22 protein-coding genes and 2 tRNA genes are annotated in these 21,763 nt (G+C 41.1%); 19 read left to right on the top strand and 5 right to left on the bottom strand.

Annotated elements, in window-relative coordinates:
* Positions 1 to 35: 35 nt before the first annotated feature.
* On the bottom strand, positions 36 to 506 hold the full coding sequence (gene argR / locus CUB63_RS09655) for a transcriptional regulator ArgR (protein ID WP_006535714.1): 471 nt from the start codon (positions 504 to 506) through the stop codon (positions 36 to 38).
* 446 nt (positions 507 to 952) lie between these two features.
* On the opposite strand from argR, the gene mdh reads away from it, so the two are divergent.
* A complete protein-coding gene (mdh, locus tag CUB63_RS09650) occupies positions 953 to 1,891 on the top strand; it encodes a malate dehydrogenase (protein ID WP_072064560.1) in 939 nt (312 codons plus the stop codon).
* A gap of 103 nt (positions 1,892 to 1,994) precedes the next feature.
* Here mdh and CUB63_RS09645 read toward each other — a convergent pair whose 3' ends face one another.
* Positions 1,995 to 2,261, bottom strand: a complete 267-nt coding sequence (locus CUB63_RS09645; RefSeq protein WP_006535711.1) for a helix-turn-helix domain-containing protein — start codon at positions 2,259 to 2,261, stop codon at positions 1,995 to 1,997.
* A gap of 186 nt (positions 2,262 to 2,447) precedes the next feature.
* On the opposite strand from CUB63_RS09645, the gene CUB63_RS09640 reads away from it, so the two are divergent.
* Together CUB63_RS09640 and CUB63_RS09635 are read left to right on the top strand one after the other, a co-directional pair.
* The gene (locus tag CUB63_RS09640) at positions 2,448 to 2,798 is read left to right on the top strand and encodes a DNA-binding protein (protein ID WP_109399661.1); all 351 of its coding nucleotides are present in this window, start codon (positions 2,448 to 2,450) and stop codon (positions 2,796 to 2,798) included.
* 82 nt (positions 2,799 to 2,880) lie between these two features.
* Complete coding sequence (locus tag CUB63_RS09635) at positions 2,881 to 3,297, top strand: DNA-binding protein (protein WP_006535709.1); 417 nt, start codon at positions 2,881 to 2,883, stop codon at positions 3,295 to 3,297.
* Between the two features lie 37 nt (positions 3,298 to 3,334).
* Here CUB63_RS09635 and ispB read toward each other — a convergent pair whose 3' ends face one another.
* Positions 3,335 to 4,306: an octaprenyl diphosphate synthase gene (ispB, locus tag CUB63_RS09630; protein ID WP_006535708.1), complete on the bottom strand. Its 972-nt coding sequence runs from the start codon at positions 4,304 to 4,306 to the stop codon at positions 3,335 to 3,337.
* 263 nt (positions 4,307 to 4,569) lie between these two features.
* Here ispB and rplU point away from each other — a divergent pair, with 263 nt between their 5' ends.
* From rplU to cgtA, 3 genes are all read left to right on the top strand, one after another.
* The gene (gene rplU / locus CUB63_RS09625) at positions 4,570 to 4,878 is read left to right on the top strand and encodes a 50S ribosomal protein L21 (RefSeq protein WP_006535707.1); all 309 of its coding nucleotides are present in this window, start codon (positions 4,570 to 4,572) and stop codon (positions 4,876 to 4,878) included.
* 19 nt (positions 4,879 to 4,897) lie between these two features.
* Positions 4,898 to 5,155 (top strand): 50S ribosomal protein L27, encoded by a 258-nt coding sequence (rpmA, locus tag CUB63_RS09620; protein ID WP_006535706.1) that lies wholly within the window; start codon positions 4,898 to 4,900, stop codon positions 5,153 to 5,155.
* Positions 5,156 to 5,285: 130 nt separating this feature from the next.
* Entirely contained in the window at positions 5,286 to 6,458 is a 1,173-nt protein-coding gene (cgtA, locus tag CUB63_RS09615) for an Obg family GTPase CgtA (protein ID WP_109847954.1), read from the top strand.
* A gap of 81 nt (positions 6,459 to 6,539) precedes the next feature.
* Here cgtA and dacB read toward each other — a convergent pair whose 3' ends face one another.
* On the bottom strand, positions 6,540 to 7,982 hold the full coding sequence (gene dacB / locus CUB63_RS09610; protein WP_109847953.1) for a serine-type D-Ala-D-Ala carboxypeptidase: 1,443 nt from the start codon (positions 7,980 to 7,982) through the stop codon (positions 6,540 to 6,542).
* 408 nt (positions 7,983 to 8,390) lie between these two features.
* On the opposite strand from dacB, the gene greA reads away from it, so the two are divergent.
* Entirely contained in the window at positions 8,391 to 8,867 is a 477-nt protein-coding gene (greA, locus tag CUB63_RS09605; protein WP_006535701.1) for a transcription elongation factor GreA, read from the top strand.
* A gap of 121 nt (positions 8,868 to 8,988) precedes the next feature.
* On the opposite strand, the gene yhbY is transcribed toward greA, so the two are convergent.
* On the bottom strand, positions 8,989 to 9,282 hold the full coding sequence (yhbY, locus tag CUB63_RS09600; RefSeq protein WP_109847979.1) for a ribosome assembly RNA-binding protein YhbY: 294 nt from the start codon (positions 9,280 to 9,282) through the stop codon (positions 8,989 to 8,991).
* 145 nt (positions 9,283 to 9,427) lie between these two features.
* Here yhbY and rlmE point away from each other — a divergent pair, with 145 nt between their 5' ends.
* From rlmE to truB, 12 genes are all read left to right on the top strand, one after another.
* Entirely contained in the window at positions 9,428 to 10,057 is a 630-nt protein-coding gene (gene rlmE, locus CUB63_RS09595; protein WP_006535698.1) for a 23S rRNA (uridine(2552)-2'-O)-methyltransferase RlmE, read from the top strand.
* A gap of 47 nt (positions 10,058 to 10,104) precedes the next feature.
* Entirely contained in the window at positions 10,105 to 12,048 is a 1,944-nt protein-coding gene (gene ftsH / locus CUB63_RS09590; RefSeq protein ID WP_072064556.1) for an ATP-dependent zinc metalloprotease FtsH, read from the top strand.
* Between the two features lie 82 nt (positions 12,049 to 12,130).
* Entirely contained in the window at positions 12,131 to 12,973 is an 843-nt protein-coding gene (folP, locus tag CUB63_RS09585) for a dihydropteroate synthase (protein WP_006535695.1), read from the top strand.
* Positions 12,970 to 14,307 (top strand): phosphoglucosamine mutase, encoded by a 1,338-nt coding sequence (gene glmM / locus CUB63_RS09580; RefSeq protein ID WP_006535694.1) that lies wholly within the window; start codon positions 12,970 to 12,972, stop codon positions 14,305 to 14,307. The genes folP and glmM overlap by 4 nt, the downstream gene beginning before the upstream one ends.
* A 165-nt stretch (positions 14,308 to 14,472) precedes the next feature.
* Positions 14,473 to 14,817, top strand: coding sequence for a preprotein translocase subunit SecG (gene secG / locus CUB63_RS09575; RefSeq protein ID WP_036914692.1), 345 nt, complete (start codon positions 14,473 to 14,475; stop codon positions 14,815 to 14,817).
* Between the two features lie 58 nt (positions 14,818 to 14,875).
* Positions 14,876 to 14,965 (top strand) — tRNA-Leu (locus CUB63_RS09570).
* A 60-nt stretch (positions 14,966 to 15,025) separates the two neighbouring features.
* Positions 15,026 to 15,102: transfer RNA gene (locus CUB63_RS09565), tRNA-Met, on the top strand.
* 202 nt (positions 15,103 to 15,304) lie between these two features.
* Positions 15,305 to 15,757: a ribosome maturation factor RimP gene (gene rimP / locus CUB63_RS09560; protein ID WP_036914691.1), complete on the top strand. Its 453-nt coding sequence runs from the start codon at positions 15,305 to 15,307 to the stop codon at positions 15,755 to 15,757.
* A 20-nt stretch (positions 15,758 to 15,777) separates the two neighbouring features.
* Positions 15,778 to 17,286: a transcription termination factor NusA gene (gene nusA / locus CUB63_RS09555; protein WP_006535691.1), complete on the top strand. Its 1,509-nt coding sequence runs from the start codon at positions 15,778 to 15,780 to the stop codon at positions 17,284 to 17,286.
* 22 nt (positions 17,287 to 17,308) lie between these two features.
* Positions 17,309 to 20,065 (top strand): translation initiation factor IF-2, encoded by a 2,757-nt coding sequence (gene infB / locus CUB63_RS09550; RefSeq protein ID WP_109847952.1) that lies wholly within the window; start codon positions 17,309 to 17,311, stop codon positions 20,063 to 20,065.
* A 302-nt stretch (positions 20,066 to 20,367) separates the two neighbouring features.
* Positions 20,368 to 20,769: a 30S ribosome-binding factor RbfA gene (rbfA, locus tag CUB63_RS09545; RefSeq protein WP_006535687.1), complete on the top strand. Its 402-nt coding sequence runs from the start codon at positions 20,368 to 20,370 to the stop codon at positions 20,767 to 20,769.
* Entirely contained in the window at positions 20,769 to 21,722 is a 954-nt protein-coding gene (gene truB / locus CUB63_RS09540) for a tRNA pseudouridine(55) synthase TruB (RefSeq protein WP_006535686.1), read from the top strand. Before rbfA ends, truB begins: the two co-directional genes overlap by 1 nt.
* The last annotated feature ends 41 nt before the right edge of the window (positions 21,723 to 21,763 follow it).

Genomic DNA, 21,763 nt, shown 5'->3' with positions numbered 1-21,763 from the left:
CAGTGGCTTACTTTTTGAAGCGGTAGAGAGACGAATTATAATTCCTGATCAAACAGATTCAGAATAGCGTCTCGTAATTCTTCTGTGGAAAATCCTGGTGCTGGTGTTGAAAAAATAGTGTCATCACCCGCAATACTGCCAAGGATCCCTTCTGCTTTACCTAATGAATCTAGTAAACGTGCAATAAGTTGTGCCGCACCCGGACTCGTTCTTATTACTACAACAGAATGGTTATGATCGATATCGAGTACCAAATTTTTTAATGGGCTACTTGCTGTTGGTACACCAAGCTCAGTAGGAAGGCAATACACCATTTCCATTTTGGCATTACGGGTTCTTACTGCACCAAATTTTGTTAGCATGCGAGAGATTTTGGACTGATTAATATTATCAAATCCAGCCTCTTGTAATGCTGTCACAATCTCGCCTTGTGAACTGAATTTTTCTTCTTTCAGCAGGGCTTTAAACGCTTTAACCAAGTCTTCTTGCTTAGAAGGAACGCGCATAGTTCACCTTTAGTGAGTTATCAATAACCTGTGTATTATGCAGAGAAGTGAATTTTTATGCAACATAAGACGAAAGAAGGTGAGTGATGGCCTCCTCAAAATTGTAAATTAGAATGTATTGCAAAAAAATTTTATTTACAGCGTGTGAATGTGATAATTTAAGTGAAGTAAAATATTTGTTAATTAAATGATAAGCTTAAATGATTGTCATAAGGATGATGGTGTACTTAACACTTTATCATATTTATTGAAATTATTTATCAAAAGAGTGTCCGCTATCTCATTAACAGATAAGCAATTTGTTTAGAATAACCAAAGTATTATTTTTCACTGAAAATGCCTTATTATGCAATATTGCTGTTAAATAATTGTTTTTTAAAGGTGAATTGCGTAATAGTGAGTATCTCGAAGGCGTTCCACTATCTCGTAAACTAAGGAGTATCAGAATGAAAGTAGCAGTTCTCGGTGCAGCAGGCGGTATTGGTCAGGCACTGGCGCTTCTTCTTAAAAATCAGCTTCCAGCTGGTAGTGAACTCTCTTTATATGATATCGCTCCCGTCACACCGGGTGTTGCAGCTGACTTAAGCCATATCCCGACTCAAGTTACTGTAAAAGGTTTTGCGGGTGAAGATCCTTCCCCTGCGCTAAAAGGCGCTGATGTTGTTCTGATTTCTGCGGGCGTTGCTCGTAAACCAGGCATGGATCGTTCAGATCTTTTCAATGTTAACGCTGGTATTGTGCGTAACCTAATTGAAAAGGTTGCAGAAAATTGCCCGAAAGCACTTATTGGTATCATTACTAACCCTGTGAATACAACCGTTGCTATCGCAGCAGAAGTGCTTAAGAAAGCAGGCGTTTACGATAAGAAACGTCTTTTCGGTATCACTACACTCGACATTATTCGCGCCAATACCTTTGTTGCAGAACTAAAAGGTAAAGATCCACAAAAAACCAACGTTCCTGTGATTGGTGGACACTCTGGTGTGACTATTCTTCCTCTACTTTCTCAAGTTGACGGCGTTTCATTTAGCGATGATGAAGTTGCAGCGTTGACTAAACGTATTCAAAACGCAGGTACTGAGGTTGTTGAAGCAAAAGCGGGTGGCGGATCTGCAACATTATCTATGGGGCAAGCAGCCGCACGTTTTGGTCTTTCATTAATTCGCGCTTTAAATGGCGAGAAAAATATTATTGAATGTACCTATACAGAAGGCGACGGAGAATATGCCCGTTTCTTTGCACAACCTATTCTTTTAGGTAAAAACGGTGTAGAGGAATATTTATCTATTGGCAAATTGAGTGATTTTGAAAAGCAATCTCTAAATGGTATGTTAGATGTATTGAAAAAAGATATAATTCTTGGTGAAGAATTTATTAATAAATAAAGAAATACTTATTTTTGCTATAAAAATAATGCAAATTTAAATAAAAACCGCTGATACTATATCAGCGGTTTTTTTTATTAATTATAATGCCTGTAATTATTAGTTAATTATTAGTTTTGATACGAATCTTTCGTTCAAGTAATTCTCCTGTTTCAGGATGGAAATAACGGCTAGGCCAAATTTCACTAGGAGCTACACCAAGATAATCTGCAATGATTTTCTCTCCTTTAGGCCAAGGTCGTGACAGTGCATTAGCAAGAGTTGAAGAGCTTAACCCAGCTTTGCGAGAGATGGCAGCAAGTGTTGTTCCTCGTTTTCTAAGTGCGGCAATAATATCGGCAGGATGCCAATCAGATTTCCTTGAAATCATTTTTAATCCTTTTTCTATAAAATTGATTGCTGTGTTAGTGGTATAAATAACAGTTTATTAGAAATGTCCTAAAGCATTTAAACTGATTATTTAGAAAATAAAATAACATTATTTTTCTAAAAAGATTTCTGATTTTTTTCTTAATAATTTCTTTTTTGAAGTTGATAACAATTTTAGAGAAACATAATGAAAAAAGAGTGGTATACGGCAAAGGAATTGACGGGTATAGGTGGATTACCTAAATCACCACAAGGTGTAAATTCAAAAGCGAGACGCGAGTCTTGGCAAAAACAGAATGTAAAAAATAAGCAAGGTAATGGTGTTGAATATCATTATTCTTGTTTACCAGAAGAAACATTAATTGCTCTAGAACTTTATGAGCCATTAGCACATTACAAACTAAATAAAAAAGAGGAGCCACTCGTTATCTGGGTGAAAGCATTCCAACAACTAAATGATGGTGAACAAAAAACATTAACAGAGCTGATATTGCGGGATGGTATTAGAAGTTTTTTAGAAAAATTCGTTAATGATTAGGTGATTTTAAAGAATCTATTATTGCGTTATCCGCAACAGATATCTATCTGACTAACCTCTTAGTTGAATGTGAGATGAGATCATGAAAAAAGAATGGTATACAGCGAAAGAATTAGTGGGGCTTGCGGGGTTACCTAACTCCCCGCAGGGAGTTAACTTGATGGCGCGTCGTGAAGGATGGGAAAACCGTCGTAAACGTGGCGTGCAGGGTAAAGCTGTCGAGTATTCCGTAAAAAGTCTGCCTGATGAGGTGATTAGTGTGCTCGCTGCACATGAACCTCCAGCAGAGTATTTATCTAAACGTCAGGATGCCTTTTTGATTTGGGTTGAAGCCTATTATCAATTGACTAAATCAGAACGAGAAAAGATTGTGAAATTCGTACTGCGCGAAGGGCTAGCAAAGCTTATTAGCTATATTGATGCGGATAATCAAGATGCTATCGAACGAGAAAACGAAGAAGTTCTCAATAAATTAAAAAGCCCACCAGAATCGATGTAGTCGCTCTAGCGGGCTTCTTTACATTATTACATTAATGTTATGATTGACGTTGCACAGCGACGTGAGCAAGCCCAATAAGTGCATCTTTATACGGTGAGTTAGGTATAATTGATAAAGCTTCAATCGCTTTGTCTGCTTCTTCTTCTGCTTTTTGACGGGTATATTCCAAAGAGCCACACTGTTTCATAGTATTTAAAACAGTATCCAATAAATGACGGCCATTACCTTGCTCAATGGCTTGGCGAATTAATTTGGATTCTTCTTCATTGCCATTATGCATAGCATGAAGCAATGGCAACGTTGGTTTACCTTCATCGAGATCATCACCAGTGTTTTTACCCAACTGGTTGTTATCTGCATCATAATCAAGCAAATCGTCAATGAGCTGAAAAGCAGTCCCAAGATAACGACCATAATCTTGGAATGCTTTTTCTTGCTCAGGCGTTGCACCCGAAAGGATTGCTGATGCATGAGAAGCGGCTTCAAAAAGACGAGCTGTTTTGCTGTAGATAACTTGCATATAGTCATCTTCAGAAATGTCAGGATCGTTACAATTCATTAGCTGTAAAACTTCACCTTCAGCGATCACATTGGTGGCGCTAGACATTAATTTTAGTACACGCATCGAATCAAGATCCGTCATCATTTGAAAAGATCGTGTATAAATAAAGTCGCCAACAAGTACACTAGCAGCATTGCCAAAGACAGCATTTGCCGTTTGTTTTCCTCTGCGCATATCAGATTCATCAACAACATCATCATGTAACAATGTTGCAGTATGAATAAATTCGATCAGCGCGGCGACCGAGATATGTTTGTCACCTTGATAGTCCAATGCTCGTCCAGTGAGCACAGCGATCATTGGTCGGATCCTTTTACCACCACCACTAATGATGTAGTAACCAAGTTGGTTTATCAAAGAAACATCTGAATTAAGCTGGTAAAGGATTGCCTCATTTACCGCAGTCATATCAGCGGATGTTAGTTTTATAATAGATTCTAAATTCATGTTTTTTCGACTTTGGCTCGCCAATGAGCGCGTTATTATTAATAAAAAATGATCATGCCATAGATTTTACTCTCTTATAATTTAGATTGTACTTTAAAAATGGCTGAAATAAATATCGTGTAAAAAACTCTTTTTTTTAACGCTAGTTTGCGATCTGTACTTGTCATCGGCACTAAATTTGCGTAGAATTCGCGCCCTATGTGAATATTTTAATTGTGCACTCAAATTATACATATTGGGAGTGTGCGGAAAGCGGAGTTTATATGTACGCGGTTTTCCAAAGTGGTGGTAAACAACACCGAGTCAGCGAAGGTCAAACTATTCGTTTAGAGAAGCTGGAAGTAGCTACTGGCGAAACAATCGAGTTTGATACTGTAATGATGGTCGCTAATGGCGATGACATTCAAATTGGCGCTCCAATCCTTGCGGGCGTTAAAGTTAAAGCGGAAGTGGTTGCTCACGGTCGCGGCGATAAAGTTAAGATTGTTAAGTTCCGTCGTCGTAAACACAGCCGTAAACAACAGGGCCACCGTCAGTGGTTTACTGATGTTAAAATCACTGGTATCGCTTAAGGTTTAGGAGAGTAGTTCAATGGCACATAAAAAGGCTGGCGGCTCGACTCGTAACGGTCGTGATTCCGAAGCAAAACGTCTGGGTGTTAAACGTTTCGGTGGTGAAGCTGTATTAGCAGGTAGCATCATCGTTCGTCAACGTGGTACTAAGTTCCATGCAGGTACTAACGTTGGTTGTGGTCGTGACCACACCCTGTTTGCATTAGCTGACGGAAAAATTAAGTTCGAAGTTAAAGGTCCAAACAACCGTAAATTTATCAGCATCGAAGCTGAATAATTACTGGTCCTTTAAGCACCGAGTCAAAAGCCCTGCAAATCTGTTGCGGGGCTTTTTATATTTAAAAAAGGCCATCTCTGGGTAATTTCGGCCATCCAGCACGTTAATGGCTACTATACGGAGTAAAATCATGAAATTTGTTGATGAGGCCAAGATCCTAATCGTCGCGGGCGATGGTGGTAACGGCTGTGTGAGCTTTCGTCGCGAAAAATATATCCCTAATGGGGGACCAGACGGTGGTGATGGTGGTGATGGTGGTGATGTCTACATGATTGCAGACGAAAACCTCAACACCTTAATTGATTACCGTTTTACAAAATCTTATCGCGCAGAACGTGGTGAAAATGGTCACAGTCGTGATTGCGCCGGTAAGCGTGGTCAAGACATTACAATTAGTGTTCCTGTTGGAACACGCGTCCGTGATTTAGCTACCAATGAAATTATTGCTGACTTGACTGTCCATGGTCAAAAGCAAATGGTTGCTAAAGGTGGCTTTCATGGTTTAGGTAATACTCGCTTTAAATCTTCGGTTAACCGTGCTCCACGCCAACGTACTATGGGTACTCCGGGTGAATCTCGAGAAGTTCTCTTAGAGCTAATGTTATTAGCCGATGTAGGTATGTTAGGTATGCCGAATGCGGGTAAATCCACATTTATTCGTGCAGTATCAGCAGCAAAGCCTAAAGTTGCTGATTATCCATTTACAACGTTAGTACCAAGCCTAGGTGTGGTGCGTATGGATAATCACCAAAGCTTTGTGGTTGCAGATATTCCCGGATTAATCGAAGGCGCTGCTGATGGCGCAGGTCTTGGGATCCAATTCTTAAAGCACTTAGAACGCTGCCGTGTGTTATTACACTTGATCGATATTGATCCTATTGATGGATCAGATCCTGTAGAGAATGCAAAAATTATTGTCTCTGAACTAGAGAAATACAGCGAAAAATTAGCACAGAAGCCACGTTGGTTAGTGTTCAATAAAGTTGATCTTCTTGATGCTGAAGAAGCAAAAGAGAAGGCAAAAGCAATTGTTGAAGCACTGGGTTGGGATGAAAACTATTATATGATAGCAGCCATCAACCAAGAAGGTGTAAAAAAACTTTGCTGGAATATCATGGAATTCCTGAATGTTACTCCGCGTGAGCAAGATGTTGTTGCAACAAATGCAGAGTCAGGAAAAGTTGACTTTATGTGGGATGATTATCACAAAGAACAGCTTGAAAATCCTGATTTCGAAGAAGATGATGACGATGATTGGGATGAAGAAGACGATGATGGTATTGAATTTATCTACCAACGTTAAGGATCATTCTGGTTGTGATTAAAATAAAAAACGCCTGATTAATTAGGCGTTTTTTGTATCTGTTGCTTATCTCGTGTAAATCTAACGGTTATTGTACATATCTTTATACAGATTCGTTTCAAAACGCACTAAATAAGCGCGTCCAGCATTGCGATTCTTTGTGGGAGGTGAATACGCTGAAACGTACTGTACAAACGCAACTTTCTGCCCATTTGCCGTGGTCATAAAGCCCGCAAGATTGTAAACCCCTTTTAATGAACCGGTTTTGGCGGAAACTTTGCCATCAACACCCGCTTCATGAAAACCGCCTCGATATTGTAATGTACCGTCATGCCCTGAAAGGGGAAGCATCGTGATAAAGTTTAAATCACTCTCATGCTGTCCAATATATTGAAGGACTTGCATCATGGTTGCAGGTGAAATGAGGTTATGGCGAGAAAGACCAGAGCCATCAACCATAACGGTATTTCCTAAATCAATTCCGGCTTTTTGTTTTAAAATAGCACGGGTTGCCTCTGCACCAGATCGCCAAGTCCCTGCAACACCATAATACTCACGACCAATGGTTCTAAAAACGGTGTCTGCAATCATATTATCAGACTCTTTTAGCATGGTAGTCAGTAAGTTATGTAACGGTTTTGATTGCGTCTGTGCGAGTACAGTAACAGGTGCTTTTAGTTGAGATCGACGTTTGATATAGCCATCAAGTTCAATATTGGCGCGCTGTAACTCTTCTTTTAAAATTGTACCGGCCCAATGAGCTCCATCTTGAATAGAAAACATTAAAGGTACAGCATCGTCACGTTTAGGAATACAACCTGTGATGACATAAGTATTTAAGTCTCGAACAGTGACGTCTAATTCACAAAAACGGGTATGAGTTGATCCTTTTTCATAAGTTTCAACTTCACTTAAAACGGTTACAGGATAGAACGAAGCTTTACGTATTGTGGCAATATCACCTTCTTTGTTACCACTTTGCAATAAAACGGAAAAGCAGTTTTTATCTACAATCGCGGCACTAGGAGGGGCACTAAAGCATTGAGTTAGATCATTCCAAACCCAACCTGGTGCTTTATCGTGGCTTGAAAAAGCAGAGGTATCAATAAGCAAATCACCCTGTACTTTTGTAACGCCGGATTGCTTTAATACAGCAACCATTGCTCTTAATTGCTGGCGACTTAATGTAGGATCGCCTGTAAAACGAAAGATCAAATCACCATTAAGCTGATTGTCCTTTATTTTACCTTCTGTTTCCATTGTTGTGGTGAATTGATAATCTCCCCCTAATTGAAGTAATGCAGCAAGTGCGGTCACTACTTTCTGAGTACTTGCAGGAAGTGCTAATTGATCGGCATGATAGTTAAGATTAGGAGAAGCAGCGCCAACGGGTTGAGTTATTAAACCCACTTGTGTTCCTTCAGGAAGAAGGGATATATAGTTTTCAACAGGTATCGCTTGGGTTGAAAAACTGATGATACTTAATGTGTAAAGTATCCGTCGAAATGTTGATAGTAAGCGCATAATTTCTCTATCTGTGACTATAACGTGTAACGTTACAGTATTGATTGCCAGAGGCTAATACTAATGGGCAATGAGGGCAAAAGTAAACGGTAACAAGCAGGATTAGCCCATTATCGGAAAAAGTCTGTTTATCTCTTCATAAAGAGAGATAAGGCGTGAAGCAATGCTTCTGTTGTGTTAGATTTAGTTTTAAGTATGGGTGGTTTAGTTTACGTCCCAATAGCATGAGTTGGGAATATATTAGCGCCCCTCATTCACCGAATATACGTAGAGACAGGCCCAATTTAAGGTTGCCTGTGTCTTTTTTTGTCTTGAGAAGAGTAAATAGAGCCTTTTCTCTGTGTTGTTAGTATAAAAAATCAGGATGATACCTATTTTTTATTAGGAATAGTATTGAGGTATTAACACATGAATCAGATCCCTATGACAGTTCTAGGTGCAGAAAAATTACGCGAAGAGCTGGAATATTTAAAAAATGTTCGTCGTCCCGAGATTATTGCAGCTATTGCAGAAGCTCGTGAACATGGAGACTTAAAAGAAAACGCGGAATATCATGCTGCAAGAGAGCAACAAGGTTTCTGTGAAGGTCGTATACAAGAAATTGAAGCAAAATTATCAAATGCTCAAGTTATTGATATTACTAAGATGAATAACAATGGCCGTATTATTTTTGGTTCAACAGTTACACTGTTAAATGTTGAAAATGAAGAAGAGCAAACTTACCGCATTGTTGGTGATGATGAAGCTAACATTAAAGAAAACTTAATTTCTGTTAATTCACCGATTGCGCGTGGGTTGATTGGAAAAGAGTTAGATGATGTCGTTGTTATTACTACACCTGGTGGACAAGTCGAGTATGAAGTTTTAAACGTAGAATATATTTAATTTATAATTTTACGTTTCTATAGAAAACTAGAGTGCCATCCTGTGGTAATATAAAAAAGGCCTTAAAAGGCCTTTTTTGCCATAGAGTTAGTTATGGCATTTTTATATAAAGATACAAGTTTTATTTCGGTAAAATAATTTTGCGTGCTTCTGAAGGACGATAAAGAACAAGAATTTTTCCGATAACTTGTACATTCTGTGCACCGCTTTCGCGTACAATCGCAGTCACGATCAAGTTTTTAACATCTCGATCTTCGCCTGCGATTTTGACTTTGATAAGCTCATGGTGCGCCAGAGCGAGTTCAATTTCTGCAAGAACGCCTTCAGTCAACCCGTTGTTACCAATCATAACGACTGGATTCAGGTGATGAGCGAGCCCTTTCAGGTGTTGAATTTGTTTTTTGTTAAGAGTCATCATTAATTTTTGCTTTGTTGGGATTGAAAACGATCTATTCTAACGCCATCTCTCATTTATCACCATAAAATGTCGTTAATACGGGGTTAAATGAGTGAAAGAGTAAAAATATTGATAGCTAAGTGTATGATAGTTGGAAAACGCAATGGCCAATAAAAAACGTTCGGCAAGCTCTAGCCGCTGGTTACAAGAACATTTTAGTGATAAATATGTTCAGCAAGCACAGAAAAAAGGGTTTCGCTCTCGTGCTTGGTTTAAACTTGAAGAAATTCAGCAAAGTGACAATATCTTTAAACCAGGTATGACCGTTGTCGATTTAGGAGCAGCCCCAGGAGGGTGGTCTCAATATGTTGTACAGAAGTTAGGAAGCAAAGGTCGAATCATCGCATGTGACCTTTTACCTATGGATCCTATAGTCGGAGTCGATTTCCTTCAAGGCGATTTTCGTGATGAACTTGTGTTGAAGGCATTGCTTGATAGAGTAGGTGAAAACAAAGTCCAGGTTGTCATGTCTGACATGGCTCCAAACATGAGCGGTACACCCGCGGTCGATATCCCTCGATCCATGTATTTAGTAGAGTTAGCGCTTGATATGTGTCGTGATGTACTGGCTCCCGGGGGAAGTTTTATTGTCAAGGTGTTTCAGGGAGAAGGCTTTGATGAGTACCTGGGGCAAATACGCTCCCTGTTTACGAAAGTGAAAGTTCGTAAACCAGACGCTTCGCGGTCTCGTTCTCGTGAAGTATATATTGTAGCCACAGGGCGTAAACTTTAGTACCCTAAAGCTATTTGTTAACACAGTTGTAATATGAGGTTAATCCCTTGAGTGACATGGCGAAAAACCTGATCCTCTGGCTAGTTATTGCAGTCGTTTTGATGTCATTATTCCAGAGCTTCGGACCCAGCGATTCGAATAGTCGTAAGGTGGATTACTCTACCTTTATCAATGAGTTAACTAATAACCAATTACGCGAGGTCAGCATAAGTGGTTATGATATTAATGTAACTAAAACAGATAACTCAAAGTACAGCACGTATATGCCTATGCGTGATGACAACCTGCTGACCACTTTAATGAACCGTAATGTAAAAGTAACGGGCGAACCACTTGAAGGCCAAAGTCTTCTGACTCAAATTTTTGTGTCTTGGTTCCCAATGCTATTACTTATTGGTCTTTGGATTTTCTTTATGCGCCAAATGCAAGGTGGTGGCGGTAAAGGTGCGATGTCTTTCGGGAAAAGCAAGGCGCGCATGTTGACAGAAGACCAAATCAAAACAACTTTTGCTGATGTTGCAGGTTGTGATGAAGCGAAAGAAGAAGTAAGCGAATTAGTTGAATATTTACGTGATCCGGGTCGCTTCCAGAAGTTAGGGGGTAAAATCCCTAAAGGTATTCTGATGGTGGGGCCTCCTGGTACAGGTAAAACGTTATTAGCAAAAGCCATCGCGGGTGAAGCGAAAGTTCCATTCTTTACCATTTCAGGTTCTGATTTTGTTGAAATGTTTGTGGGTGTGGGTGCTTCTCGTGTTCGTGATATGTTTGAACAAGCTAAAAAAGCAGCACCTTGTATCATCTTTATCGATGAAATCGATGCGGTTGGTCGCCAACGTGGTGCTGGTTTAGGTGGTGGTCATGATGAACGTGAACAAACACTGAACCAAATGCTCGTTGAAATGGATGGCTTCGAAGGTAATGAAGGTATTATTGTTATTGCGGCAACTAACCGTCCTGATGTGTTAGACCCAGCATTACTTCGTCCTGGTCGTTTTGACCGCCAAGTGGTTGTTGGTTTACCTGATGTGCGTGGACGTGAGCAAATCCTTAAAGTCCATATGCGCCGCGTGCCTTTATCACCAGATGTTGATCCAGCAATTTTAGCACGTGGTACGCCAGGTTTCTCTGGTGCTGACTTAGCTAACTTAGTTAATGAAGCCGCTTTATTCGCTGCACGTGGTAATAAACGTGTTGTCTCAATGGTCGAGTTTGAGAAAGCGAAAGATAAGATAATGATGGGTGCAGAGCGTCGTTCAATGGTGATGACGGAAGAACAAAAAGCATCAACTGCTTATCATGAAGCTGGCCACGCAATTATTGGACGTTTAGTACCTGAACATGATCCTGTGCATAAAGTGACGATTATTCCTCGTGGACGTGCATTAGGTGTGACTTTCTTCTTACCAGAAGGCGATCAAATTAGTGCGAGTCGCCAGAAGTTAGAGAGCCAAATTTCAACACTTTACGGTGGCCGTTTAGCTGAAGAAATTATCTATGGAGCAGAGCATGTTTCTACGGGTGCTTCTAATGACATCAAAGTGGCAACTAATATTGCACGTAATATGGTGACACAGTGGGGCTTCTCTGAAAAATTAGGACCATTGCTGTACGCAGAAGAAGAAGGTGAAGTGTTCTTAGGTCGTTCTGTTGCTAAAGCGCAGCATATGTCTGATGAAACAGCGCGTACAATTGACGAAGAAATTAAAGCTATCGTTGATCGTAACTATGTTCGTGCTCGTCAGATCTTAATGGACAACCTTGATATTCTGCACTCAATGAAAGATGCACTGATGACTTATGAAACTATCGATGCGCCTCAAATTGATGATTTAATGAATCGTCGTGATGTTCGTCCACCTGCGGGTTGGGAAGGCAATAATGGCAATAGTAGTACAACTACTGCCCAGCCAGCACAAGCGCATGTAGCGAGTGAGCCAAAAGATAAGCCAGAGTCAGAAAGTGATACACCTTCTGATAAAAATACTCACTAATCCTTATCGGGTTATGCACATTGAGTAAGCTATAAATACAAACCCCAGGCTTCTGGGGTTTTTTTATGAAGGTATCAATGAAATGAAATTAATGGCGAGAGGAACAGAACTTAACTTATCAGCACCTCAAGTTATGGGGATTTTGAATGTTACTCCAGACTCTTTTTCTGATGGTGGCACTCATAATTCACTTAATGATGCAGTTGATCATGCGGCAAAATTAATCGCTGAAGGGGCTACTATCATCGATATTGGTGGTGAGTCTACTAGACCTGGCGCAAGTGATGTCTCTATTGATGAAGAGTTGCAGCGTGTTGTTCCTGTTGTTGAGGCTATTCGTCAGCGTTTTGATATTTGGATCTCTGTTGATACATCCAAAGCTCAGGTCATTACTGAATCTGCAAACGTAGGTGCTTCAATTATCAATGATATTCGCTCTTTACGAGAGCCGGGAGCACTTGAAGCAGCCGCTAAAACAGGTTTGCCAGTGTGTATTATGCATATGCAGGGCAATCCTAAAACTATGCAACAATCACCACATTATGAGAATGTGATGATGGATGTCGATCGTTTTTTACAAGAAAATATTCAGCGTTGTGTTGATGCTGGGATCGAAAAAAATCAAATTATTCTTGATCCAGGATTCGGCTTTGGTAAAAATTTAGCGCATAATTACCAATTATTAGCACACTTAAGTGAACTTCATCACTTTGGCCTACCTATACTTGCCGGAATGTCACGCAAATCAATGGTTGGACAATTATTGAATGTGCCACCACAAGAGCGTGTTGCTGGTAGTGTGGCCTGTGCAGTTATTGCAGCGATGCAAGGCGCACAAATTATTCGTGTACACGATGTTAAAGAGACTGTTGATGCGATGAAAGTCGTACAAGCGACTCTTTCTGCAAAGGAAAATAATGAATGAGCGAACGTAAATACTTTGGAACAGATGGTATCCGTGGAAAAGTAGGTGATAGTCCGATTACACCTGATTTTGTCTTAAAACTAGGTTGGGCTGCGGGTAAAGTATTAGCACGTCATGGCTCTCGCAAAATCATTATTGGTAAAGATACTCGTATTTCAGGCTATATGCTGGAGTCAGCATTAGAAGCGGGTTTAGCGGCTGCAGGTTTATCAGCCTCATTTACTGGGCCAATGCCAACACCTGCTGTTGCTTATTTAACGCGTACATTCCGCGCTGAAGCTGGGATTGTCATTTCGGCCTCTCATAACCCTTATTACGATAACGGGATCAAATTCTTCTCTATTGATGGCACAAAATTACCGGATGAAGTAGAAGAAGCCATTGAAGCTGAAATGGAAAAGCCAATTACTTGTGTTGAATCAGCCGAGCTTGGTCGTGCAAATCGTATCGTGGATGCGGCAGGTCGTTATATTGAATTCTGTAAGGGGACTTTTCCGAATGAAAACAACCTTAATGGTTTAAAAGTGGTTGTCGATTGTGCTCATGGTGCAACATACCATATTGCGCCAAACGTATTTCGTGAATTAGGCGCTGAAGTGATCACTATTGGTTGTGAGCCAACGGGTATCAATATTAACGAAGAGTGTGGCGCAACAGATGTTCGTATGTTGCAAAAACGCGTATTAGAAGAAGGCGCTGATGTTGGTTTAGCTTTTGATGGTGATGGTGACCGTATCATTATGGTTGATCATCAAGGTCTAAAAGTTGATGGTGACCAAATTCTCTACATTATTGCAAGAGAAGCGTTACGCCAAGGCCAATTACGTGGTGGTGCAGTTGGTACTCTAATGAGTAATATGGGATTAGAGATTGCACTTAAACAACTGGGTATTCCTTTTGTCAGAGCAAAAGTGGGTGACCGCTATGTGCTTGAAAAATTACAAGAGAAAGGTTGGCGTTTAGGTGCTGAAAATTCAGGCCACATTATTTTATTAGATAAAACGACTACAGGTGACGGTATTGTTGCAGGTTTACAAGTTTTAAGTGCAATGGTGCGTAACCATATGAGTCTGCATGATCTATGTAGTGGTATGAAACTATTACCACAAGTTTTAGTGAATGTTCGCTTTACGGGTAGCCATGATCCGCTACAAACAGCAGAAGTTCAGAAAGTCGCTAAAGCAGTTGAAGACGAACTGGCTGGTAAAGGTCGTGTATTATTGCGTAAATCAGGTACAGAACCTTTAATTCGTGTCATGGTTGAAGGTGAAAATGAAGAGCAAGTGACTGCGATGGCAAATCGTATTGCTGACGCAGTGAAGCACGTTGGTTAATTGATGATTTTTTCTTCAATCAATCACTTTGTAGTAAAATAACCTTGCTTGTCAGTTCAGCTTTGGTTAGTATTCACACCCGCTTAGTAAGGTCTTGAACTAAAGCGGGTGAAGCAATCGAAGGTTATCGTTAAGTCGATAAGTTCCATAGAAAAGGTAACGCAAATGTATACGGCACTCATTGTTATTCTTATCATTGTAGCAACAGGGCTAGTTGGTCTGATCCTGTTACAGCAGGGTAAAGGTGCTGATATGGGCGCTTCTTTTGGTGCAGGTGCTTCCGGTACAGTATTTGGTTCAAGCGGTTCAGCTAATTTTATGACCCGTATGACCGCTGTTTTAGCGACAGCTTTTATTGTACTTGCCCTTATTTTAGGTAATCTAAGTGCCAATAAAACTGTGCGTGAAGACAGCAAATGGATGTCTATCGAGCAGACTACAGAAGAAGCTAAAAAAGCTGAGCAGTTAGCAGCGCCTGTAGCGCCAGCAAATACAGATATTCCGCAGTAAACTAAGTAAAGATTTAAATGAGATTGTTAATATTTACGCAGTGACAGTCTCATTAAGTGCCGAGGTGGTGAAATTGGTATACACGCTACCTTGAGGTGGTAGTGCCTATAAAACGGGCGTACGGGTTCAAGTCCCGTTCTCGGCACCATTATTCCAGATAGCTTGCGTTTTGCTTGTTATCAGCGTAAAATTTGCCACGTTTTTCGAACGCGGGGTGGAGCAGCTTGGTAGCTCGTCGGGCTCATAACCCGAAGGTCGTCGGTTCAAATCCGGCCCCCGCAACCACTTCTAACAATACAGCACTTTTCTCATTAATCATCTTGTTGAACCGATTATGATCCTGAGTGGAATGTGCCGTAAGAAGAGGTTATTCTCGAATGGCAAGTTACAGGGTCCAGTTGCATAAAGCCCCGAATTTCGGGGTTTTTTGTTATCAGAGAATAGAATACTGGGCTATAGGCCCTTTTTTTATGCCTTGGGGGTGGGTTTGTCCACATTAGAGCAAAAATTAACAGCGATGGTTTCAGCACCAGTAGAAGCATTAGGCTTTGAATTTGTCGGTCTTGAGTTTATTCGTGGCCGAGAATCAACATTGCGCATCTATATTGATAGTGAAGACGGTATCACTGTTGATGATTGTGCTGATGTTAGCCACCAGGTCAGTGCTGTGCTGGATGTTGAAGATCCAATTCAAACAGTTTATAACCTTGAGATTTCCTCTCCTGGTTTAGAACGACCTTTATTCACTGCAACGCATTATGAACAATTTATCGGTGAAGAAGCCGCTATTGTATTACGAATTGCAATGCAAAACCGCCGTAAATGGCAGGGCATTATTAAGTCTGTCGCTGGCGAAATGATCACGGTTACTGTGGATGGTAAAGACGAAGTGTTCGCACTGAGCAACATCCAGAAAGCTAACCTGGTACCCCACTTTTAAGTTTTGAAGAGGCAACTAGGATGAACAAAGAGATTCTGGCTGTTGTGGAAGCGGTCTCTAACGAAAAATCTCTTCCTCGTGAAAAGATTTTTGAAGCACTGGAAACCGCACTAGCGACAGCAACTAAGAAAAAATACGAGCAAGAAATTGACGTTCGCGTTTGTATCGACCGTAAAACCGGTGACTTTGATACATTCCGTCGTTGGGTTGCTGTTGATGAAGTGACTCAACCAACTCGTGAAATCACACTTGAAGCTGCTCAATATGAAGATCCTAGTATTGAACTAGGTGGTTATATTGAAGATCAGATTGAATCTGTTACTTTCGACCGTATTACAACACAAACTGCTAAACAAGTTATCGTACAAAAAGTACGTGAAGCTGAAAGAGCAATGGTTGTTGATCAATTCCGCGAACAATTAGGCGAAATTATCACGGGTGTTGTGAAGAAAGTGAACCGTGAAAATATCACTTTAGATTTAGGTAATAACGCCGAAGCGGTTATTTTACGCGAAGATATGTTACCGCGTGAAAACTTCCGTCCAGGTGACCGTTTACGTGGTGTTTTATACGACGTACGTACAGAAACTCGTGGTGCACAACTTTTCGTGACACGCTCTCGCCCTGAAATGCTGGTTGAACTTTTCCGTATTGAAGTACCAGAGATTGGCGAAGAAATCATTGAAATTAAAGCTGCAGCGCGTGATCCAGGTTCTCGTGCCAAAATCGCAGTAAAAACTAACGACAAGCGTATTGACCCCGTGGGTGCTTGTGTTGGTATGCGTGGTGCACGTGTACAAGCCGTTTCCAGTGAATTGGGCGGCGAGCGAATTGATATTGTTTTGTGGGATGATAATCCTGCACAATTCGTCATTAATGCAATGGCTCCGGCAGATGTTGCTTCTATTGTTGTCGATGAAGACAAATGCACAATGGATGTTGCAGTCGAAAGCAGTAACCTTGCACAGGCAATCGGCCGTAATGGTCAAAACGTTCGTCTGGCAGCACAGTTACTGAAAAAACATCGTGGTGATGACAAGTGGGAATTAAACGTCATGACTGCTGATGAACTGAATGCAAAACATCAGGCAGAAGCAAACGCAGCCATTGAAATATTTACTAAGCATCTCGACATTGATGAAGACTTCGCAACTGTTTTAGTTGAAGAAGGTTTCTCTACCCTTGAAGAGTTAGTTTATGTGCCAATCAGTGAACTGCTGGCTATTGACGGATTAGATGAAGACACCGTTGAAGCTCTACGTGAAAGAGCAAAAGCTGCACTAACAACGATTGAGTTGGCTCAAAAAGAAAGCCTAGGCGATAACCAGCCAGCTGAGGACTTATTAGCTCTCGAAGGCTTGGAGCGCTCTTTAGCATTTGATCTAGCTGCCCGTGGTATCTGCACACTGGAAGATCTTGCCGAACAGGGTATCGATGACCTAACTGATATTGAAGGTTTAAATAGTGAGCGCGCAGGCGAACTCATTATGGCCGCACGTAATATCTGCTGGTTTGGGAATGATGCGTAACAACTGAGCAGGAAGGAACAGAATGACAGATGAAACAGTAAAATCACTGGCAGAAGAGATTCAGACACCGGTTGAACGTTTGGTACAGCAGTTTGCTGATGCCGGTATTAAGAAGACCGTCTCTGATTCCGTCTCCCAAAAAGAGAAAGAAACCTTACTGGCTTGGTTGAATCGTGATAAAGACGTATCAACCAACCAACCAGAAAAGTTAACGTTACAACGCAAAGTGCGTAGTACGTTAAGTGTTCCTGGTACAGGTGGCAAAAGTAAATCAGTAGCCATCGAAGTCCGCAAAAAACGCACTTATGTGAACCGTGACGCCATTGAAAAAGCGCAAGCGGATGAGCAAGCTCAGCGTGAAGCGGAAGAAAAGGCGCATCGCGAAGCCGAAGAAAAAGCCCAGCGCGAAGCACAAGAGAAAGCACAGCGCGAAGCTGAAGAAAAAGCAAAACGTGAAGCTGAAAAGGCAAAGAAAGACGCCGAAGAAAAAGCGAAACGTAAAGCTGAAGAAGCAAAACGTGAAGCAGCGGAATTAGCTAAGCGCGAAGCAGCGGAAAAAGATAAAGTGAAACAAAACGATAAACCAAAAGCTGATAAAGCAGCAGATCAGGAAAAAGCACGTCGCAATGCTGAACAGGCTGAACTGAAGCGTAAAACGGAAGAAGCACAGCGCCGTAAAGCGGAAGAAGAAGCACGTATAGCAGCAGAAAAAGCACGTCGTTTAGCTGAAGAAAATGCTGAAAAATGGACTGCTGAACCTAAAGCACCAGAAACTGAAGGCTCAGACTATCATGTAACAACATCACGTTATGCTCGTGATGCAGAAGATGAAAGTGATGCTGAAGTTGAAGGTGGCCGCGGTCGTGGTCGCAATGCTAAGGCTCCTCGTCCTAAGAAGAACAACCGCCATTCTGAAAAAGCAGATCGTGAAGAAGCACGTGCTGCTGGTCGTACTAACAAGAAAGGTAAACGTAAAGGTAGTTCATTACAGCAAAGCTTCAATAAGCCAGCAGCTGTTGTAAACCGTGATGTTATTATCGGTGAGACTATTTCTGTTGCTGAACTAGCTAACAAAATGGCAGTGAAAGGGTCTGAAGTTATCAAAACTATGATGAAAATGGGTGCGATGGCGACCATTAATCAGGTTTTAGACCAAGAAACTGCACAGCTTGTTGCTGAAGAAATGGGTCATAAAGTTATCTTACGTCGTGAAAACGAGTTAGAAGAACAAGTTATGAGCGATCGTGATACTGGCGAAGAAAGTGCAGTATCTCGCGCTCCAGTTGTGACTATTATGGGTCACGTTGACCATGGTAAAACATCATTACTGGACTACATTCGTTCAACGAAAGTAGCATCAGGCGAAGCGGGTGGTATCACCCAGCATATCGGTGCTTATCACGTTAAAACTGACAAAGGTGAAATCACCTTCCTAGATACTCCAGGTCACGCCGCGTTTACTTCAATGCGTGCTCGTGGTGCTCAGGTTACGGATATCGTTGTTCTGGTTGTTGCGGCAGATGATGGTGTCATGCCACAAACTATCGAAGCAATTCAACACGCAAAAGCAGCAAATGTACCTGTTGTTGTTGCAGCGAACAAAATTGATAAACACGAAGCTGATCCAGATCGCGTTAAAACTGAACTGTCTCAATATGGCATTCTGCCAGAAGATTGGGGTGGCGAAACTCAGTTTATCCATGTATCTGCAAAACAAGGTTTAGGGATTGACGAACTGCTGGATGCTATTCTTTTACAAGCTGAAGTTCTCGAACTGAAAGCAGTTAAAGAAGGTATGGCAAGCGGTGTTGTTATCGAATCTTACCTTGATAAAGGTCGTGGCCCAGTTGCAACAATTCTTGTCCGTGAAGGTACACTGAATAAAGGTGACATCGTTCTGTGTGGTTTCGAATACGGTCGTATTCGTGCAATGCGTAACGAATTAGGTAAAGACGTTCAATCTGCTGGCCCATCAATGCCTGTTGAGATTTTAGGTCTGTCTAATGTTCCTTCTGCGGGTGATGAAGCAACGGTTGTTCGTGACGAGAAGAAAGCGCGTGAAGTTGCATTATACCGTCAAGGTAAATTCCGCGATGTTAAACTGGCTCGTCAGCAGAAATCTAAACTGGAAAACATGTTTGCTAACATGGAAGAAGGTAAAACTTCTGAACTGAACATCGTTCTGAAAACAGACGTTCAAGGTACTTGTGAAGCGATTACTGATGCATTAGTTAAACTGTCTACTAATGAAGTTAAACTGAAAATCATCGGTTCGGGCGTAGGTGGTATCACCGAAACTGACGCAACATTAGCGGCCGCTTCTAACGCAATCATTCTTGGTTTCAACGTTCGTGCTGATGCATCTGCTCGCCGTATCATTGAACAAGAAAGCGTTGATTTACGTTACTACTCCGTCATCTATAGCCTGATTGATGAAATCAAACTGGCAATGAGCGGTATGTTGGCACCTGAATATAAACAAGAAATCATGGGTCTTGCAGAAGTCCGTGATGTGTTTAAATCACCTAAATTCGGCGCGATTGCGGGCTGTATGGTGGTTGAAGGTAACATCAAACGTAATAACCCAATTCGTGTTCTACGTGATAACGTGGTTATCTATGAAGGCGAACTCGAGTCATTACGTCGCTTTAAAGATGACGTCAACGAAGTGCGTAATGGCATGGAATGTGGTATCGGTGTGAAAAACTACAACGATGTCCGTGTCGGCGACATGATTGAAGTCTTCCAAGTTATCGAAATCAAACGTTCTATTGATTAATTTAGTACGTCTTGTTTTAAAAGGGAGCTTAAGGGCTCCCTTCTTATTCCTTTCTTTGTTGTATTCTTCGCTTATTTCCTCTCCAATTTTCAATATAACCGAAATAGACAGCCTTTCAGTAATTTATGAAAGTGAAATAACAGGGTAAAATAGCACCAAAGAAACATTTTATTTCTAAAGAAAGAAATCAGAGAAAGCGGTTGTTAAATACCACTTCATGTATACTCTTTAGATATCATTAATTTTAGATTTGAATTAATAATGACAATCAGGGCGATACCCTATTGTCAGGGAGAGATAAAATGGCAAGAGATTTTAGCCGTAGTCAGCGTGTTTCTCAGGAAATGCAAAAAGAAATCGCCATCATTCTACAACGTGAAGTCAAAGATCCACGCATTGGAATGGCCACTGTGTCTGGCGTTGAAATTTCTCGTGATTTGGCTTATGCCAAAGTATTCGTCACCTTTTTAAACTTATCTGGTGGTGAAAAAAGCGAAGAAGAAATGGTTGCAGAGGGTTTAACCGCACTTAATGAAGCCGCTGGTTTTATTCGTTCTTTATTAGGCAAAGCAATGCGTTTACGAATTGTGCCTGAACTGACATTTGCTTATGACAACTCATTAGTTGAAGGTATGCGTATGTCTAACTTAGTTTCTAACGTCGTTAAAAGCGATGAAGAGCGCCGTCATAAAGAGGACAAATAATGGGGCGTCGTCGTAAGGGGCGCGAGATTAACGGCGTATTGCTACTCGATAAACCCCAAGATATTTCTTCTAACGATGCACTTCAAAAAGTCCGCCGTATGTTTAATGCCAGTAAGGCAGGGCATACGGGGGCATTGGATCCTTTAGCAACAGGTATGCTTCCTATTTGTTTAGGTGAAGCAACGAAATTTTCACAGTTTCTATTGGATTCGGATAAACGTTATCGTGTTATTGCCCGTTTAGGGCAACGAACCGACACCTCTGATGCACATGGCGAGATTATTCAAGAGCGCCCTGTGCAATTTACACAGCAAGTTTTAGATGATGCCTTGGATAGTTTTCGTGGTGAAACATTGCAAGTTCCTTCAATGTACTCTGCCTTAAAACATCAAGGTAAACCGCTTTATGAATATGCTCGACAAGGCATAGAAGTTGAGCGAGAAGCAAGACCGATTACCGTTTATGAACTTCAGTTTATTCGCTGGGAAGGTGATGAATTAGAGCTGGAAATTCATTGTTCCAAAGGTACTTATATTCGAACAATTATTGATGATCTTGGTGAGAAATTACAATGTGGTGCTCACGTTATTTTCTTACGTCGACTAGAAGTTGCCGATTATCCTAAAGAACGAATGGTAACGTTAGAGCAATTAAGCGCGATGAAAGAAAATGCACAAACTGCACAAGAAGATCCTTTCGCGGCACTTGATGCTCTGTTATTGCCTATGGATACCGCTGTTGCACATTTTCCTGCTGTGAATCTGACCACGATTATTGCGGGTTATCTCAAGTTAGGACAGCCTGTTCGCGTTAATCATGATATCAATGAAGGCGAATGGGTGAGAGTAACTGAAGGTGATGAAAAAAAATTCATTGGCCTTGCTATCATTAAAGATGGCTTAGTTGCACCAAAAAGAGTCGTTGTAGACTATAGCGCACAAGATAACACTTAATAGCAATCTTGCGCTAAAAGTGTTTGGAGCGTAGAATAATG

Source organism: Proteus penneri, from assembly GCF_003144535.1.
GTDB classification, from domain to species: Bacteria; Pseudomonadota; Gammaproteobacteria; order Enterobacterales; family Enterobacteriaceae; genus Proteus; species Proteus penneri.
The sequence above is the reverse complement of the archived record's forward strand: the minus strand, read 5'-3'. Positions and strand labels throughout refer to the sequence as shown.